This window comes from Rhizobium sp. C104 (assembly GCF_022354505.1).
In the GTDB taxonomy this organism is placed as follows: domain Bacteria; phylum Pseudomonadota; class Alphaproteobacteria; order Rhizobiales; family Rhizobiaceae; genus Rhizobium; species Rhizobium redzepovicii.
Genome location: NZ_CP092348.1, coordinates 518,240 through 535,862 on the forward strand (window position 1 = coordinate 518,240; position 17,623 = coordinate 535,862).

Below are 17,623 nucleotides of genomic sequence, written 5' to 3' on the forward strand. Positions count from 1 at the left end.
CCTTCCACATCAAAAAAGGGGAACTGACATGACGACTGAAACGACATCGACCAAGGCCGCGAAGGGTCTTTCCCGCCGCACCCTGCTGAAGACGGGTGCCGCCGCCGTCGGCGCCATTGCCGGCTCCGGCGCTCTCACCGGCTTTCCCACCATCTGGGCTAAGACGAACATCACGCTTCGCCAGTTCGGCACCGGCGTTTCGAACATCAATGCCATCGCCGAGAAGTGCAAAGCCGATCTCGGCATCACTCTGGAGATGACGGCGACCGATTCCGACGCCGCCGCCCAGCGGGCCGTTACCCAGCCCGACAGCTACGACATTGCCGATATCGAATACTGGATCGCCAAGAAGGTGTTTCCGACGGGCGTGCTGCAGCCGATGGACGTCAAGAAGCTCAAATATTACGACAAGATCGTGCCGCTGTTCATCAACGGCAAATTGAAGGCAGACAGCGTCATCGCCCAGGGCACGGCGCCGCACACGGTCGGCTTCGTCGAGGCGCAGGGCTCCAAGAAGTTCGCCAAGGAGCCGACGCAGTGGATGACGATGGTTCCGACAATCTACAACGCCGATACGCTCGGCATCCGCCCGGATCTCGTCGGCCGCGACATCACCAGCTGGGCCGACATCATGGATCCGAAGTTCAAGGGCAAGACCTCGATCCTCAACATCCCGTCGATCGGCATCATGGATGCGGCGATGATCATGGAAGCCATGGGCAACATCAAATATGCCGACAAGGGCAACATGACCAAGGAAGAGATCGACAAGACGATCGAATTCCTGATCAAGGCCAAGGGCGACGGCCAGTTCCGCGCCTTCTGGAAGAGCTTCGACGAGTCGGTCAACCTGATGGCCTCGGGCGAGGTCGTTATCCAGTCGATGTGGTCTCCGGCTGTGGCCGCCGTCCGCTCCAAAGGCATCGCCTGCAAGTATCAGCCGCTCAAGGAAGGCTACCGCGCCTGGGGCGGCGGACTCGGCCTTGCCTCGCATCTGAAGGGCGCCGAGCTCGACGCGGCCTATGAATATATCAACTGGTACACATCAGGCTGGGTCGGCGGTTATCTCAACCGCCAGGGCTACTACTCCGCCTGCATGGACACCGCCAAGAACTTCATGTCGGCTGACGAATGGGGCTATTGGATCGAAGGCAAGCCGGCGCAGGGCGATATCCTGTCGCCCGAAGGCAAGGTCATGGAGAAGGCCGGTGCGGTGCGCGACGGCGGCGCCTTCGAAGCACGCATGGGGGCCGTCGCCTGCTGGAACTCGGTGATGGACGAAGACCGCTACATGGTCCGCCGCTGGAACGAGTTCATCGCTGCTTGATCGGCGAGGGGGCGGAGAAGCATTGTCTTTTGCTGATGCTCTAGACGTCGCTGCGCTCCGCCCCTCATCTGCCCTTCGGGCATCTTCTCCCCGCTGGGGAGAAGGGGGAGCTTGCCGCTCGGCAGGCAACAAAAGATCAAGGCTCGCGGCTGCCGAGACGGTGCCGCGATTCCTCTTCTCCCCAGCGGGGAGAAGGTGCCGGCAGGCGGATGAGGGGGCTGCACGCGCTCCCGTCCCACCTGATCTAGTGAGAACGGAGAACCGATCATGGCGACCATCGCAGCGGCAACGGAAGACAGCAAGCAGCCTATACGCCGCAAGTTGCGCCTCTCCCCCTCAGCCATCTCCTATCTCCAGGCGACGCCGCTGATCGCCATCCTCGGCTTCTTCTTCCTGCTGCCGATCGCCATGATCACCGTCGTCAGCTTCTGGGACTACGATTTCGCCGGCCTCTATCCCGACTTCCTCACCATGAACTACACCGACACGCTCGGTTCATGGGTAACCTGGAAGACCTATCTCAACACACTGAAATTCACGGCGATCGTCTGGGCGCTGACGCTTCTCATCGGTTTCTGGGTCGCCTATTTCCTCGCCTTCCACATCCGCAAGACCTCGACGCAGATGATCCTGTTTCTCGTCTGCACCGTGCCGTTCATGACCTCGAACATCATCCGCATGATCTCGTGGATCCCGGTGCTCGGGCGCAATGGCCTTGTCAATTCGTCGCTTATTAAGATGGGCATCATCCCGCAGCCGATCGAATGGCTGCTCTATTCCGATTTCGCCGTCGTGCTCGCCATGGTGCATCTCTATACGCTGTTCATGGTCACGCCGATCTTCAACACGCTGATGCGCATCGACCGGTCGCTGTTCGAGGCGGCGCGTGATGCCGGCGCCTCCGGCTGGCAGGTGCTGTGGAATGTCGTCATTCCGCTGGCAAAACCCGGCATGGCGATCGGCACGATCTTCGTCGTCACCCTCGTCATGGCCGATTTCTCGACGGTGCAGGTGATGTCCGGCGGCCAGAGCGCCTCGGTGGCGCTGATGATGAAGAACCAGATGTCGCTGCTGCAATATCCGGCGGCGGCCGCCAATGCCGTGGTGCTGCTGGCCGTGGTTTTGCTGATGGTCGCAGCCATCCTGCGCGTCGTCGACATCCGCAAGGAGCTTTGAGATGAACCACGAAAAACGCGGCCTCGAATTCTATCTGCTGGCGATCTTCTTCGCAGTCTTCGTGCTGTTCCTCTACGGTCCGCTCTCGGCGGTGCTGATCCTGTCCTTCCAGGGGCCGGACGGCGGGCTGACCTTCCCGATGAACGGCGTTTCCACCCATTGGTTCTTCAACCTGTTCGAAAAACAGGCGGTCGGCGATTTCGGCGCCTCGTTCCGGCGCTCCTTCAGCCTCGGGCTGATGGTCATGGCCGTGACCGTCACCGTGTCGCTGCTCGCCGGCCTCGCCTTCCGCCGCCGTTTCCGCGGTTCGACCGTGCTGTTCTATGCCACTGTCGCCAGCCTTGTCGTGCCGTCGATCATCGTTTCGCTCGGCATTGGCGTCGTCTTCCAGGAGGGCGGGCTGAAGCCCGCCTGGTATTCCTCGGCCTTCGGCGCGCATCTCACCTGGACGCTGCCCTTCGGCGTGCTGATCATGTTTGCCGTCTTCAACCGCTTCTCGCCGGCCTATGAAGAGGCGGCGCGCGACCTCGGCGCGTCCGCATGGCAGACCTTCCGCCATGTCGTGCTGCCGATGATCGCGCCGAGCCTGATCGGCGTCGGCCTGTTCGGCTTTACGCTATCTTATGACGAATTCGCCCGCACGTTGATGACGTCAGGCACTTACAATACGCTGCCGCTCGAAATCTACGGCATGACCACCAATGTCACGACGCCGGTGCTCTATGCGCTCGGCACGGTGACGACGCTGTTTTCCTTCACCATCATTCTCATCGCCCTCGGCATCATGACGATGCTCAGCCGGCGGCAGGCAAAGATCAACTGACATGCGCATCCTCATCGTCAATCCGAACACCACGGCCTCCATGACCGAGAAGGCGGCCACCGCTGCGCGGGCGGTGGCTGCTTCAGGCACGGAAATCATCGCCGCCACTTCGCAGATGGGGCCTGTCTCCATCGAGGGCCATTATGACGGGGCGCTGGCGATCCCCGGCCTGCTTTCCGAACTGAAGGAACGATGGGCGGCGGGTTACGACGCGGCCGTCATCGCCTGCTTTGACGATACTGGGCTCGACGCGGCGCGGAGTTTCGCCGATGTGCCGATCCTCGGGCTCTGCGAATCCGCCGTCGCGACAGCGGGTTTCCTAGCGCAACGCTTCACCGTGGTGACGACGCTGGAGCGGTCACGGGTGCTGATCGACAATCTGGTGCGCCGCTACGGCATGGGCGAGCGCGCCAAGGTGCGCGCCTCCGATATCCCGGTGCTCGAGCTTGAAGATCCGGCCTCGGGCGCAATCGGCAAGCTCAGGGCCGAGATCGAACGGGCGCTTGCCGAAGACGGCGCCGAGGCGATCGTGCTGGGCTGCGCCGGCATGACGGATCTGGCGAGGGAATTGCAGGATATCTACGGCGTGCCCGTCATCGATGGTGTCTCGGCCGCCGTCAAGCAGGCAGAGGCGCTGGTTTCGCTCGGCCTTTCCACCAGCAAGCGCGGCTCCTACGCCTCGCCGCTGCCGAAACCCTTCACCGGAGCGATGGGCGTCTTTGCGCCGGCCGGGAAGCTCGGCTGAGCCATGGCCATCTCCTTCGACTTCAAAGAGCTCAGTGAGCGCGAGCGTTACAAGCTGATGATCGGCACGATCATTCCACGGCCGATTGCGCTGGTGACGACGGTCGACGAACACGGGCGGATCAACGCAGCCCCTTTCAGCTTCTTCAACTGCCTTTCGGCCGATCCGCCGATCCTCGCGATCGGGGTCGAAAACAATGCCGACATGTCGTTCAAGGACACCGGCCACAATATTCGCATGACCGAGGTCTTCACGGTCAACATCGTCTCTTTCGCCATCGCCGAGGCGATGCATGTCTGCGGCGCTCGCTATCCCCGCGGCGTCGACGAGTTGAAGGAGGCTGGGTTGACGGCGATGCCGGGCGCGAAGGTGGCCTCGCCCTGGATCGCCGAGGCGCCGGCAGCCTTCGAATGCCGGCGGCATGTGACGCTGGAGCTCGGGCGCTCGCGGCAGATCGTCATGGGCGAGATCGTCTATGCGCATTATCAGGACGGCGTCGTGGATCCGGAACGGCTGCATGTCGATCCGGCCGCCGTCGATGCCATTGCGCGGCTCGGCGGCGATACCTGCGCCACCATCCGCGACCGCTTCGAGATGCTGACGCCGAAACTCTGAGCCCGGGGTACCTCCAAGTTTTTGCTTTACTTTTTTGCTCCCCGCAAGAATGGTCGCAGCGGATCATCACGGCAGAGGAGTGCTTAGCCATGACAGTCGAACAGGATCTCAGCCGGATCGCGGAACAGGAGAAGGCGCTGAGCTTCGACGCTTTCGATCTGACGACGGCATGGCAACTCGGCAAGCTCCTGCAGGAACTTGCCACCGAGCGCGGCCTCGGCATCGCGATCGATGTGACCCTGCATTCGATGCCGGTCTTCTATGCCGCACTGCCTGGCGTGACGCCCGACAACGTCAACTGGGTCAGACGCAAGCGCAACATGGTGCTGCGCTATTTCCGCAGCAGCTATGCCTCCGGCCTGAAGCTCGGCAAGGACGGCAAGACGGTCGAGGATAACGGGCTTTCCGGCGCCGATTATGCGCCGCATGGCGGCAGTTTCCCGATCAACGTCAAGGGCACCGGCTGCATCGGCGCGGTCACCGTCTCCGGCCTGCCCCAGCGCGACGACCACAATCTCGCGGTCGAGGCCCTGGCGCTGATGCTGGCAAAGGATCTGGACACGCTGCGGCTCGACCCGCTGCTCTGAGCCGGCCATTTGCTGGATAGGCGGGCGCCGGTTCAGTGAACCTCAGAGCCTGCCGCCGGCCTCAGTAATGCTCTTCGTCAGGCTGCCGGTTGCCGGGAAGAGCGGGATGAGGCAGGCCTGCAGGGCGTGGTAGATATCGCCCTTGCCGGGGAAGAGCGAATGGGCGGGAACGAGATCCTCCGTCAGCTCCTCATGCCAGCCGCCGTTCCGATGGTCGATGAAGGCGCGTTCGATCACATTCCAGATTTTGCGGTAGCATTCCTCGTGATAGTCGCTCGGCAGGTGCTCGTTGAGGAAATGGGCGGCGGCCGCACCCTCGCAGGCCGGCCACCAGAGCTTATTGCGCTTGGCGGGCTTGTCGTTCCAGTCGAGCGTATAGAAGAAGCCGCCCTTGTCGCTGTCCCAGCCGAGCGCCATGGATTGCTCGAAGAGGGCTTTGGCCGCATCCGGCATCCACTCGATGCGTTTGCCGCCGAGGGCCCAAAGCTGCAGGATGAGGCGGGTCCATTCCAGCCAATGGCCGGGCGTCGTGCCGGCCGGGCGGAACATTTCGTTCGGATGATAGTATTGCTTGTCGAGCTTCCATTCGGCGTCGAAGTGCTCGGCGACGCGCCAGTCGACCGAACCGGCCGCGCGCCGGATGACGAGGTCGGCGATGCTTTCGGCCTTGGTCAGGTAATCCCGGTCGCCTGATGCTTCGAAGGCGGCCATCAGCGCTTCGGTCAGGTGCATGTTGGAGTTCTGGCCGCGGTAGGCGCCGCCGTCGAGCGGCTGCCAGTCGGCGGTGAATTCCTCGGCGATAGCGCCGTGGCGCGGCTCCCAGAACTTGGTGTTCAGGACCTCGGTAATATCGGCAAGCATGCCGTCGGCCAGCGGATGGCCGATCGTCTTGGCCGATGAGGCGGCGAGCAGCACGAAAGCATGGCCATAACCCTGCTTGTTGGAATCGACCGGACCACTGTTGTCGAGCGACCAGAAATAGCCGCCATTCCTCAGGTCGCGGTGATGGTTCCAGAGATAGTCCATGCCGTGGTCGACGACGTCGGCAGCACCCGGACGGCCGAGCAGGGCGCCGATGGCAAAACAATGCACGGCGCGCGCGGCGATATGGATGCTGCGCACTTGGCCCTCGGCATCGAGCGGCGTGCCGTTATCGTCGAGATCGTAGAAGCCGCCCTTTGGGTTGACCGAATTGTGCTGGAAGAAATCGAAGAGGCCGTTTGCCTGGGCAAGCAGCCAGTCGCGGTGATAGGCGCGGCTCGTCCAGTTGCCAAGCGCGGCGTTGCCGGTTGCGGGTGCCATGATACTCCTCCGATTTGGTGGGCAATGCGTGTCAATTGCCTATATAGAGGCCGTTCAAGCCTGTCATCCGCTGAGACTTGCAAAGCACGAAATCGATAGGCATATATTGACATAAAGATATCTTTATGTGATTTGAACTGTCTGGTCTTACGACGTCAAGGAGCCCTCCCGTGTTCGATACTCTTTTTGGTCCGGAAACGGGCAAACGTGACGGCAACGAAATTTTCGCAGCGCTGCGCAAAGCCGCGAGCGAGCGCATCCTCGTCCTCGACGGCGCCATGGGCACGCAGATCCAGGGGCTGGGCTATGACGAAGACCAGTTCCGCGGCACCCGCTTTATCGGCTGCGCCTGCCACCAGAAGGGCAATAACGACCTTCTGATCCTGACCCAGCCGGATGCGATCGAAGAGATCCATTATAAATACGCCAAGGCCGGCGCCGATATTCTCGAGACCAACACCTTCTCCTCGACCCGCATCGCCCAGGCCGATTACGAGATGGAAGGGGCGGTCTACGACCTCAACAAGGAGGGTGCGGAAATCGTCCGCCGCGCGGCACAGCGTGCCGAGCGCGAGGACGGCCGCCGCCGTTTCGTCGCTGGCGCCATCGGCCCGACCAACCGCACCGCCTCGATTTCGCCCGACGTCGACAATCCCGGTTTCCGCGCCGTTACCTTCGACGATCTGCGCTCCGCCTATGGCGAGCAGATCGACGGCCTGATCGACGGCGGCGCCGACATCATCCTGATCGAGACGATCTTCGACACGCTGAACGCCAAGGCGGCGATCTTCGCCTGCGAGGAGCGCTTCGAGGCCAAGGGCGTGCGCCTGCCCGTTATGATCTCCGGCACGATCACCGACCTTTCCGGCCGCACGCTTTCCGGCCAGACGCCGTCGGCCTTCTGGAATTCGGTGCGCCACGCCAATCCCTTCACCATCGGGCTCAATTGCGCCCTCGGCGCCAATGCGATGCGCCCGCATCTGCAGGAGCTTTCGGGTGTCGCCGATACTTTCATCTGCGCCTATCCGAATGCCGGCCTGCCGAACGAATTCGGCCAGTACGACGAAACGCCGGAGCTGATGGCGGCGCAGATCGACAGCTTTGCCCGCGAAGGCCTGGTCAACATCGTCGGCGGCTGCTGCGGCTCGACGCCCGAGCATATCCGGGCGATCGCCGAGACCGTCGCCAAGTACAAGCCGCGGCCGCTTCCCGAGCATCGCCCTTTCATGTCGCTGTCGGGCCTCGAACCCTTCGAGCTGACCAAGGACATCCCCTTCGTCAATGTCGGCGAGCGCACCAACGTCACCGGCTCGGCGAAGTTCCGCAAGCTGATCACCAATGCCGACTACACGGCAGCGCTCGACGTCGCACGCGACCAGGTCGAGAACGGCGCGCAGGTGATCGACATCAACATGGATGAGGGCCTGATCGATTCCGAAAAGGCGATGGTCGAGTTCCTCAACCTGATCGCCGCCGAGCCCGATATCGCCCGTGTGCCCGTGATGATCGACAGTTCGAAATTCTCGATCATCGAATCCGGCCTGAAGCGCGTCCAGGGCAAGCCGATCGTCAACTCGATCTCGCTGAAGGAAGGCGAGGAGAATTTTCTCGCCCAGGCGCGGCTGTTGCACAATTACGGTGCCGCCGTCGTCGTCATGGCCTTCGACGAGACGGGGCAGGCCGACAGCTATGAGCGCAAGGTGGAAATCTGCACCCGCGCTTACAAGCTTCTGACAGAGAAGATCGGCTTCCCGCCCGAGGATATCATCTTCGACCCGAACATTTTCGCGGTCGCGACCGGCATCGAAGAACACAATAATTACGGCGTCGATTTCATCGAGGCGACCCGAACGATCCGCGAGCGCATGCCGCTCGTCCATATCTCCGGCGGCGTCTCCAACCTGTCCTTCTCGTTCCGCGGCAACGAGCCGGTGCGCGAGGCGATGCACGCCGTGTTTCTCTACCACGCCATCCAGGCGGGTATGGACATGGGCATCGTCAATGCCGGCCAGCTCGCCGTCTACGACAATATCGATCCGGAGACTGCGCGAGGCCTGCGAAGACGTGGTGCTGAACCGCCGCCCCGACGGCACCGAGCGGCTGCTCGAAGTCGCCGAGCGTTTCCGCGGCGCCGGCGCCAGGGAAGGCCGGGTCCAGGATCTTTCCTGGCGCGAATGGAGCGTTGAGAAGCGTCTCGAACATGCGCTGGTCAACGGCATCACCGAATATATCGAAGCCGATACCGAGGAGGCGCGCCAGCAGGCGGCCCGGCCGCTGCACGTCATCGAAGGGCCGCTGATGGCCGGCATGAACGTCGTCGGCGATCTGTTTGGCTCGGGCAAGATGTTCCTGCCGCAGGTGGTCAAGTCGGCGCGTGTCATGAAGCAGGCGGTCGCCGTGCTGCTGCCCTACATGGAAGAGGAAAAGCGCCTGAACGGCGGCGAAGAACGTCGCTCGGCCGGCAAGATCCTGATGGCGACGGTCAAGGGCGACGTGCACGATATCGGCAAGAACATCGTCGGCGTCGTGCTGGCCTGCAACAATTACGAGATCGTCGACCTCGGCGTCATGGTGCCGGCGACAAAGATCCTCGAGACGGCAATTGCCGAAAAGGTCGACGTCATCGGCCTCTCCGGCCTGATCACGCCGTCGCTCGACGAGATGGTGCATGTCGCGGCCGAGATGGAGCGGCAGGGTTTTGAGATCCCGCTTTTGATCGGTGGGGCGACGACCAGCCGTGTGCATACGGCGGTGAAGATCCATCCCGGCTACAACAAGGGGCAGGCGATCTACGTCACCGATGCGAGCCGTGCCGTCGGCGTCGTCTCGGCGCTGCTGTCGCCGGAGACGCGCCAGGGCTATGTCGACGATACAAGGGCCGAATATGCCAAGGTGGCGGCCGCCCATGCGCGCAGCGAGGCAGAGAAAGTGCGCCTGCCATTGCCGCGGGCCCGCGACAATGCGCATAAGGTCGACTGGTCCGGCTACCAGCCGACGAAGCCGCAATTCTTCGGCACGCGGGTATTCGAGGATTACGATCTGGCCGAGCTTGCGCGGTATATTGACTGGACGCCGTTCTTCCAGACCTGGGAACTGCGCGGCCGTTACCCCGCCATTCTCGAGGACGAGAAGCAGGGCGAAGCGGCGCGTGCGCTCTGGGCTGATGCGCAGTCGATGCTCAAGAAGATCATCGACGAAAAGTGGTTCCGCCCGCGCGCCGTCATCGGCTTCTGGCCGGCTGGCGCCGTCGGCGACGACATTCGGCTGTTCACCGATGAAAGCCGCAGCAAGGAGCTTGCCACCTTCTACACCTTGCGCCAGCAGCTTTCGAAGCGCGATGGGCGGGCGAACGTGGCGCTCTCCGATTTCGTGGCACCTGTCACAAGCGGCGTGCAGGATTATGTCGGCGGCTTCGTGGTGACGGCGGGCATCGAGGAAATCGCCATCGCCGAGCGCTTCGAGCGTGCGAACGACGACTATTCCTCGATCCTCGTCAAGGCGCTGGCCGACCGCTTCGCCGAGGCCTTTGCCGAGCGCATGCACGAGCAGGTGCGGCGCGAATATTGGGGCTATGCAAAAGACGAGACGCTCAGCAATGAGGATCTGATCACCGAAGCCTATGCCGGCATCCGGCCTGCGCCGGGTTATCCCGCCCAGCCCGACCACACCGAAAAGGCAACGCTCTTCAGGCTGCTCGACGCGGAAAAGGCTGCCGGTGTTAAGCTGACGGAGAGTTATGCGATGTGGCCGGGCTCATCGGTCTCGGGTCTCTATATCGGCCACCCCGACTCCTATTACTTCGGCGTCGCCAAGGTGGAGCGCGATCAGGTGGAAGACTATGCCAAGCGCAAGGGCATGGAGGTTTCCGAAGTCGAACGCTGGCTCGGGCCGGTGCTAAACTACGTGCCGCGCAAGACCAGCGAGGAGATCGAAGACGCCGCCTGATTTGCTGAGTCTTCGCAGCCGCTTGAGGCGGCGCGCTCAGGAACTGATTCAATGAATGAAAGCCGGGAAGTGATTCACTTTCCGGCTCTATGATTTTGATATGGTTCAATAATGATCCGCGTTCTAGCTTTTCGAATTCGATAGCCGAATTGATGTTGTAATGGCATTCTCTGCCAAGCAGCGAATGGGGCCGCGATGCAAGTTACTATCCATGCCGCGAAGGCCAATCTATCGAAATTGATCGACGCCGCGCTTTCCGGTGAAGAAGTGGTGATCGCTAGGGGACGCAAGCCTGTCGTGAAGATCATGCCGATTGTGCAATCTTCCTTCAAGATCGGCCTGCTCAAGGGGCTGGTTGCTGGAAATGGGCCTGACTTTTTCGCGCCCATGGATGAGGGCGACCTTGCGGCCTGGGAAGGGGGCGAGTGAATTCCCTTCTACTCGATACCCATGCCTGGGCATGGGCGCTGACTGGCGATAAACGGCTGTCGCCGCCACTGCCATGCTGAATGGGATACCGATCACTTCCGCCGATGCGATCTTCGATCAACTCGCCGGAAATGAGCGCTGGATTACTCGCTTCTGGTAGGCTCAGGTAACCCCGATCGTCGAGCTCGGCGACGAAATCATAGGCGTCGCCGCGATAGAGCGAGCGGGTGAATTCCACGGCGCGGCCGGAGCCGAGATAGGAGATGCGCTCGATCGACAGGCCGGCGGCACCGACGGAGACACCGAGAATCTGGGCGTCGGCTTCCTTCATGTTGGTCGCCGAGATGCGCTGCACGGCCCGCACCGGGCGGACCTGGAGTCGTTCGAGTTCGGCATAGAGCGAATTGGTGACGGCGGCGGGATCGGGGAGAAACTCGCCGGAGACGCTGGCATTTTCGATTGCCAGCGGCTGGTCGTCGGCGATGCGCAGGCGGGAGAGGCGCGAAACCTTCACGTCGGTGCCGAGGCCGAGAATCATCATCTCGTCGGGCGAGGGGGTGTGGATGCCCTTGTGCAGCCATTCGGAACGGGAGGACATGCCGCGGCGCGCCATGTCCTCGGTGAAGGAGGTAAGCTGCGACAGGCGCTGCTCGACCCTTGAGACGGGTTTGGCGACGAAGGTGCCGGAACCATGGCGGCGCACCAGCAGACCGTCGGCGACGAGTTCGTCGATCGCCTTGCGCACGGTGACGCGGCTGACGGCGGCGAATTCCGCGATGTCGCGTTCCGGCGGCAGCGCATCGCCGTGACCGAGCGTACCGGTGCGCACGGCCTCTTCCAGCGTACGGCGCAGCTTGACGTAGAGCGGGCCGGTGCCGGCCGCCTGCAGACGCTCCAGGGACAGGAGGGTGGCCAGGTCGTCGGTCATGCCGCACCTCTCTGTTCGTCGTGCAGGAGCTTGACGGCAAGTTCGACCGCACCCTGCAGGGCATCGCCCTTCGGCCTGGCAAGCCGTGCCTTGTAGCGTTCGGAAAGCCACGGCTCATAGGCTCCTGCAAGGCCGCCGAGCAGGCAGATCGACGGGCATTCAGGCCAGAGCAGCGCTTCGAGGCTTTCGCCGATTGCCGTTGCCGCGTCCGTGATGATGCCGACCGCGACGGCATCGCCCTTAGCCGCATGTTCGAAGACCACAGGTGCATAGCGGGCAAAATCCATCGGTCTTGCCGAATGCGCGAACTCGACGATGCGCTCAGGATCGCTGCCGTATTCGGCCATGATCGCTTCGGTCATGGGAGACGACGGGCGCACGCCGTCATGGGCGAGCAGCGATCGCTCCATCAGGTCGCGGCCGAGGCGGGCGCCGCTTGCCTGGTCGCCGACGATGAAGCCCCAACCGCCGATGCCGTTCAGCCGGCCGTTCCTGCGGGCATTATAGACCGAGCCGGTGCCGAAGGCCCCGACGATGCCGTCGCCATCGCCGAGCGCGCCCTGTAGGGCAATTAGCGCATCGGTGACGACGCGGCCTTCGGCAAAGGGCAGGGCCTTTTTTATTCGCTGCCCGTAATCCGTGACATTGGCGCCGGCGACGCCGACGACTGATGCAACAGAGGCGATGGTTTCAGCCGCAAGTCCTGCATCTATCAGCGCCTGCCGGGCGGATTCGACAATGTTGAGAAGAGAATTTTCCAAATCGGACAGGATATTGGCCGGGCCTGCTTTGCCGCGGCCGATGACATTGCCGTGTCTGTCCGCGACCGCGGCTCGGCAGCTCGTTCCACCGCCGTCTATGCCGATTGCAAGCTCCGTCATCGGGCCTCCGAATACGCCGTTCCCTATGTTTTTTATTACAATACCAAAAAAATACCATTTACCAAGTGGGAATGATAGAGAAAATTCGTCTTTTTATCATGTTGATTTTATTTGATAAAATTTTTTAATGAATTTTTTGGGGCAGAAAAGTTAAATTCGGCTGGACAATTGGTATTTTTTTGGACTTAATTCGGCAAAAGGGAACAGCACATCGAAGCCCGCGAAAACCGGCGGCAAAGCCAAGCCGGAACCGCTTCGAGGATGATCGAGAGAACGACCCACCGCTTGTCAGACTGGTGGCGAAGTTCGGTATCCATCGGCTTTTCCCGATCAATTTTGCCGCGCCCGATGCAGGTCACGGGGCAGCGCGCAGTCCGGCCGCAAGCGATCCGCCTTTGCGTCCGTCGAGCTTTCGGGGCCGGCAGGTGCTGGCGGCCCTCCAAGAGGCGTTGGGTGTTTCCTCAAGCACACCAATTGCTTGTTTCAGATCGAAAACAGCGCCTTGCGGCGCTCAAAACACAGGAGAGGGAAATGAAAAACACTGCTCTGAAAAGCTTTCTGCTTGCCTCCAGCCTGCTGACTTCGGCAGGTCTCGTCCATGCCGCCGACGTCACGCTGACAGTCGAAAGCTGGCGTAACGACGACCTGCAGATCTGGCAGGAGAAGATCATTCCGGCCTTCGAAGCGAAGAACCCGGGCATCAAGATCGTCTTCTCGCCGACCGCGCCGACCGAATACAATGCCTCGCTGAACGCCAAGCTCGATGCCGGCTCCGCAGGGGACATCATCACCTGCCGCCCGTTCGACGCTTCGCTGGAACTCTTCAACAAGAAGCAGCTCGTCGACATTACCAGCCTGCCGGGCATGGAGAACTTCTCAGCCGTCGCCAAGGCGGCTTGGACCACCGACGACGGCAAGTCGACCTTCTGCGTGCCGATGGCTTCGGTCATCCACGGCTTCATCTACAACAAAGATGCCTTCGACAAGCTCGGCATCTCCGTGCCGAAGACGCAGGACGAGTTCTATGCAGCCCTCGACAAGATCAAGGCCGACGGTACCTACATCCCGCTCGCCATGGGCACGAAGGATCTCTGGGAAGCCGCGACTATGGGCTACCAGAACATCGGCCCGAACTACTGGAAGGGTGAAGAGGGCCGCGAAGCGCTTATCGCCGGCAAGCAGAAGCTGACGGACGCCGACTGGGTCAAGCCCTACGAAGAGCTTGCCAAGTGGAAGCCCTATCTCGGGGACGGCTTCGAAGCCCAGACCTACTCGGACAGCCAGAACCTCTTCACGCTTGGCCGCGCCGCGATCTATCCGGCCGGTTCCTGGGAAATCGCGCTGTTCAACACGCAGGCCCAGTTCAAGATGGGCGCGTTCCCGCCGCCGGTTCCGAAGGCCGGTGACACCGGCTACATCTCCGACCATCCCGATATCGGCGTTGCCCTAAACGCGAAGAGCACGCATGCCGAGGAAGCCAAGAAATTCCTCAGCTGGGTCGCATCGCCCGAGTTCGCCGATATCTACGCCAACGCGCTGCCGGGCTTCTTCAGCCTGAACTCCAACCCGGTCAAGATGTCCGATCCACTCGCTCAGGAATTCGTGTCCTGGCGCGGTCCGTACAAGTCGACCGTGCGCTCGACCTACCAGATCCTGTCACGCGGCACGCCGAACCTTGAAAACGAGACCTGGGTCGAGTCCGCCAACGTGATCAACGGCACCGATACGCCGAAGGTCGCTGCCGAAAAGCTCCAGAAGGGCCTCGACAGCTGGTACAAGCCGGCCAAGTGACGTGGCGGGGGGCCGCGTTTGCGGCCCCTCATCCGGCCTGCCGGCCACCTTCTCCCCGCGCGCGGGGAGAAGCAGAACTCGCAGCGACCTCTCAGCCCGATTTCGCATCCCAGCAGGGTATTGCCTCTCTCCCCGTCGGCAGAGAGTTCGGGTGAGGCGCAACATCTTCCATCTGCGCCCGCAGGATTGCGGCCAGTCGACGAGAACAGGCAAACGCCATGAGCCAAACCGACAACGCGATCGATATCGTCCCGATCAAGCGCCCGGTGCGCTGGCACATCTTCGTCTTCATGCTGCCCGCGGTGATCGTCTATTCCGCCGTCATGGTGCTGCCGCTCATCGAAACGCTTAGGCTTTCGCTCTACAATATCGTCGACGGTCAGCCGGCCTTCGTCGGACTTGCGAATTTCAGGGTGTTGTTCGGCGATCCGCGCTGGGCGCATGACTTCTGGAACGCGCTGGTCAACAACCTGATCTTCTTCGCTATCCACATGTGCGTGCAGAACCCGATCGGCGTGGCGCTTGCCGCCCTGCTTTCGGTGCCGAAGCTGCGCGGTGTCGCCTTTTACCGCACGGCGATCTTCCTGCCGACGCTGCTCTCTTTCGTCATCGTCGGTTTCATCTGGAAGCTGATCCTGTCGCCGATCTGGGGCGTGGCGCCCTGGATGCTCGATCTCATCGGCTTGAAATTCCTGTTTGCGCCCTGGCTCGGCAAGCCCGGCTCGGCGCTGATCGCAGTGTCGCTGATCTCCAACTGGCAGTATATCGGCATTCCGATGATGCTGATTTATGCCGCGTTGCTCAGCATCCCCGAAGAGGTGATCGAGGCGGCCGAATGCGACGGCATCACTGGCTGGGCGCAATTCTGGAAGATCAAGCTGCCGCTGATCCTGCCGGCAATCGGCATCATCTCGATCCTGACCTTCGTCGGCAATTTCAATGCCTTCGACCTGATCTACACGGTGCAAGGGGCGCTCGCCGGACCTGATATGTCGACCGATATTCTCGGTACGCTGCTCTACCGCACCTTCTTCGGTTTCCAGCTTCAGCTCGGCGACCGCTCGATGGGCGCGACGATCGCCACGGTGATGTTCCTCATCATCCTCGCCGGCGTCTCGCTCTATCTCTTCGTCATCCAGCGGCGCATGCGTCGCTACCAGTTCTGAGGAGCGCGCATGTCCAAGGCACGCACATCTCCGATCCGCACCGGCCTCGTGCATCTGGCGCTTGGCGCCTATACACTGGTCGCGCTGTTTCCGGTTTTCCTGACGGTGGTCAACTCGTTCAAGGATCGCGCCTCGATCTTCCGCGAGCCGCTGATGGTGCCGACGCCGTCGACATTCAGTCTGGTCGGTTATCAGACGGTGCTCGGTCAGGGCGATTTCGCCACCTATTTCCAGAACAGCTTCGTCGTGACGATCGTCTCGATCCTGCTGGTACTGCTCTTCGGCGCCATGGCGGCCTTCGCGCTTTCGGAATATCGCTTCCGCGGCAACACGCTGCTCGGGCTCTATATGGCGATCGGCATCATGATCCCGATCCGCCTCGGCACGGTGGCAATCCTGCAGGGCATGGTGGCGGCAGGCCTCGTCAATACGTTGACGGCGCTGGTCCTCGTCTACACCGCGCAGGGCATACCGCTGGCGATCTTCATCCTGTCGGAATTCATGCGCACGGTCTCGGATGATCTCAAGAATGCCGGGCGCATCGACGGGCTTTCCGAATATGCGATCTTCTTCCGCCTGGTGCTGCCGCTGGTTCGGCCGGCCATGGCGACCGTCGCCGTCTTCACGATGATCCCGATCTGGAACGATCTCTGGTTCCCGCTGATCCTGGCGCCCTCCGAGGCCACGAAAACGGTAACGCTCGGCTCGCAGATCTTCATCGGCCAGTTCGTCACCAACTGGAACGCGGTGCTGGCGGCGCTGTCGCTGGCGATCCTGCCGATCCTCGTTCTCTACGTCATCTTCTCGCGGCAGCTGATCCGCGGCATTACGTCAGGAGCCGTCAAGTGAGCCACGAGAAACCCATCCGCGTCCTCGTTGCCGGCCTCGGCAACATGGGCCGCAGCCATGCGCTCGCCTATCACAACAATCCAGGCTTCGAGATCGTCGGTCTCGTCAACCGCTCGACGCCGAAGCTGGAGCCCGAGCTGCAGGCCTATACGATCCATCCCGATTTCGCGACGGCGCTCGCCGAGCTGAAGCCGGACCTCTGCTCGATCAACACCTATTCCGACAGCCATGCCGATTATGCCGTCGCCGCTTTCGAGGCCGGCTGCGACGTCTTCGTCGAGAAGCCGCTGGCGACCACCGTCGCCGACGCTGAGAGGGTCGTCGCTGCCGCGAAGAAGGCCGGGCGCAAGCTGGTGATCGGCTATATCCTTCGCCATCACCCCTCATGGACGAAGCTGATCGAGGAAGCGCGCAAGCTCGGCCCGCCTTACGTCTTCCGCATGAACCTCAACCAGCAGTCCAGCGGCCCGACCTGGGCGACGCACAAGTCTCTGATGCAAACCACGTCGCCGATCGTCGATTGCGGCGTGCATTATGTCGACGTCATGTGTCAGATCACCGACGCAAGGGCAGTCGAGGTGCGCGGCATGGGGCTGCGGCTGTCCGACGAGATCGCCGCCGACATGTATAATTACGGTCAGTTGCAGGTGCTCTTCGAGGATGGTTCGGTTGGCTGGTACGAGGCCGGCTGGGGACCGATGATCTCGGAGACCGCCTTCTTCGTGAAGGATGTGATGTCGCCGAAGGGTGCGGTGTCGATCGTCATGGATCCGAACGCCAAGTCCGACGATATCGACACGCACACCAAGACTTCCGTGATCCGTCTGCATACGGCCGAAACCGGGCCGGACGGCAAGTTCATCCGGCCCGACCAGGACATGAGGATGACGGGCGAGCCCGGTCATCAGGCGCTCTGCGACTTGGAACAGGCCTTCATGCTGAGGGCGATCCGCGAGGATCTGAACCTCGATCGCCATATGGCCGATGCGGTGGCGTCGCTGCGCATCTGCCTTGCCGCCGACGAGAGCGTGCGCACCGGCCAGCCGGTCAGATTGTAAG

General features: G+C 62.0%; 13 protein-coding genes and 2 pseudogenes. 12 read left to right on the forward strand and 3 right to left on the reverse strand.

The window, feature by feature from the left end:
• The first annotated feature begins 28 nt into the window (after positions 1–28).
• From MF410_RS03655 to MF410_RS03680, 6 genes are all read left to right on the forward strand, one after another.
• The gene (locus MF410_RS03655; RefSeq protein ID WP_097628192.1) at positions 29–1,327 is read left to right on the forward strand and encodes a PotD/PotF family extracellular solute-binding protein; all 1,299 of its coding nucleotides are present in this window, start codon (positions 29–31) and stop codon (positions 1,325–1,327) included.
• Positions 1,328–1,594: 267 nt separating this feature from the next.
• Entirely contained in the window at positions 1,595–2,503 is a 909-nt protein-coding gene (locus MF410_RS03660; RefSeq protein WP_097628193.1) for an ABC transporter permease, read from the forward strand.
• 1 nt (position 2,504) lies between these two features.
• Positions 2,505–3,326, forward strand: a complete 822-nt coding sequence (locus MF410_RS03665; protein WP_097628194.1) for an ABC transporter permease — start codon at positions 2,505–2,507, stop codon at positions 3,324–3,326.
• Between the two features lies 1 nt (position 3,327).
• Positions 3,328–4,071 carry an aspartate/glutamate racemase family protein gene (locus MF410_RS03670; protein ID WP_097628195.1) on the forward strand — a complete coding sequence of 248 codons (744 nt, stop codon included), beginning with the start codon at positions 3,328–3,330 and terminating at the stop codon, positions 4,069–4,071.
• Positions 4,072–4,074: 3 nt separating this feature from the next.
• The gene (locus MF410_RS03675; RefSeq protein WP_003593270.1) at positions 4,075–4,686 is read left to right on the forward strand and encodes a flavin reductase family protein; all 612 of its coding nucleotides are present in this window, start codon (positions 4,075–4,077) and stop codon (positions 4,684–4,686) included.
• 89 nt (positions 4,687–4,775) lie between these two features.
• Entirely contained in the window at positions 4,776–5,273 is a 498-nt protein-coding gene (locus tag MF410_RS03680; protein WP_097628196.1) for a heme-degrading domain-containing protein, read from the forward strand.
• Between the two features lie 42 nt (positions 5,274–5,315).
• Here MF410_RS03680 and MF410_RS03685 read toward each other — a convergent pair whose 3' ends face one another.
• Positions 5,316–6,575 (reverse strand): AGE family epimerase/isomerase, encoded by a 1,260-nt coding sequence (locus MF410_RS03685; RefSeq protein WP_097628197.1) that lies wholly within the window; start codon positions 6,573–6,575, stop codon positions 5,316–5,318.
• A 170-nt stretch (positions 6,576–6,745) separates the two neighbouring features.
• On the opposite strand from MF410_RS03685, the pseudogene metH reads away from it, so the two are divergent.
• Positions 6,746–10,520: pseudogene (gene metH, locus MF410_RS03690) on the forward strand (methionine synthase).
• A gap of 195 nt (positions 10,521–10,715) precedes the next feature.
• Positions 10,716–10,949, forward strand: coding sequence for a type II toxin-antitoxin system prevent-host-death family antitoxin (locus tag MF410_RS03695; RefSeq protein WP_097628199.1), 234 nt, complete (start codon positions 10,716–10,718; stop codon positions 10,947–10,949).
• A gap of 162 nt (positions 10,950–11,111) precedes the next feature.
• Here the strand turns inward: MF410_RS03695 and MF410_RS03700 are convergent.
• Positions 11,112–11,877 (reverse strand): annotated as a pseudogene (locus MF410_RS03700) (GntR family transcriptional regulator).
• Positions 11,874–12,758: an N-acetylglucosamine kinase gene (locus MF410_RS03705; protein WP_097628201.1), complete on the reverse strand. Its 885-nt coding sequence runs from the start codon at positions 12,756–12,758 to the stop codon at positions 11,874–11,876. Before MF410_RS03705 ends, MF410_RS03700 begins: the two are co-directional and overlap by 4 nt.
• Positions 12,759–13,289: 531 nt before the next feature.
• On the opposite strand from MF410_RS03705, the gene MF410_RS03710 reads away from it, so the two are divergent.
• From MF410_RS03710 to MF410_RS03725, 4 genes are all read left to right on the forward strand, one after another.
• Positions 13,290–14,549, forward strand: a complete 1,260-nt coding sequence (locus tag MF410_RS03710; RefSeq protein WP_097628202.1) for an ABC transporter substrate-binding protein — start codon at positions 13,290–13,292, stop codon at positions 14,547–14,549.
• A gap of 218 nt (positions 14,550–14,767) precedes the next feature.
• Positions 14,768–15,715, forward strand: a complete 948-nt coding sequence (locus MF410_RS03715; protein WP_097628203.1) for a sugar ABC transporter permease — start codon at positions 14,768–14,770, stop codon at positions 15,713–15,715.
• Between the two features lie 9 nt (positions 15,716–15,724).
• Positions 15,725–16,564 (forward strand): carbohydrate ABC transporter permease, encoded by an 840-nt coding sequence (locus tag MF410_RS03720; protein WP_097628204.1) that lies wholly within the window; start codon positions 15,725–15,727, stop codon positions 16,562–16,564.
• Positions 16,561–17,622: a Gfo/Idh/MocA family oxidoreductase gene (locus tag MF410_RS03725; RefSeq protein ID WP_097628205.1), complete on the forward strand. Its 1,062-nt coding sequence runs from the start codon at positions 16,561–16,563 to the stop codon at positions 17,620–17,622. The genes MF410_RS03720 and MF410_RS03725 overlap by 4 nt, the downstream gene beginning before the upstream one ends.
• The last annotated feature ends 1 nt before the right edge of the window (position 17,623 follow it).

Coding starts and splice junctions, on each gene's coding strand:
- MF410_RS03655 (WP_097628192.1), top strand. CDS start 29: ATGACGACTGAAACGACATCGACCAAGGCCGCGAAGGGTCTTTCCCGC.
- MF410_RS03660 (WP_097628193.1), top strand. CDS start 1,595: ATGGCGACCATCGCAGCGGCAACGGAAGACAGCAAGCAGCCTATACGC.
- MF410_RS03665 (WP_097628194.1), top strand. CDS start 2,505: ATGAACCACGAAAAACGCGGCCTCGAATTCTATCTGCTGGCGATCTTC.
- MF410_RS03670 (WP_097628195.1), top strand. CDS start 3,328: ATGCGCATCCTCATCGTCAATCCGAACACCACGGCCTCCATGACCGAG.
- MF410_RS03675 (WP_003593270.1), top strand. CDS start 4,075: ATGGCCATCTCCTTCGACTTCAAAGAGCTCAGTGAGCGCGAGCGTTAC.
- MF410_RS03680 (WP_097628196.1), top strand. CDS start 4,776: ATGACAGTCGAACAGGATCTCAGCCGGATCGCGGAACAGGAGAAGGCG.
- MF410_RS03685 (WP_097628197.1), bottom strand. CDS start 6,575: ATGGCACCCGCAACCGGCAACGCCGCGCTTGGCAACTGGACGAGCCGC.
- MF410_RS03695 (WP_097628199.1), top strand. CDS start 10,716: ATGCAAGTTACTATCCATGCCGCGAAGGCCAATCTATCGAAATTGATC.
- MF410_RS03705 (WP_097628201.1), bottom strand. CDS start 12,758: ATGACGGAGCTTGCAATCGGCATAGACGGCGGTGGAACGAGCTGCCGA.
- MF410_RS03710 (WP_097628202.1), top strand. CDS start 13,290: ATGAAAAACACTGCTCTGAAAAGCTTTCTGCTTGCCTCCAGCCTGCTG.
- MF410_RS03715 (WP_097628203.1), top strand. CDS start 14,768: ATGAGCCAAACCGACAACGCGATCGATATCGTCCCGATCAAGCGCCCG.
- MF410_RS03720 (WP_097628204.1), top strand. CDS start 15,725: ATGTCCAAGGCACGCACATCTCCGATCCGCACCGGCCTCGTGCATCTG.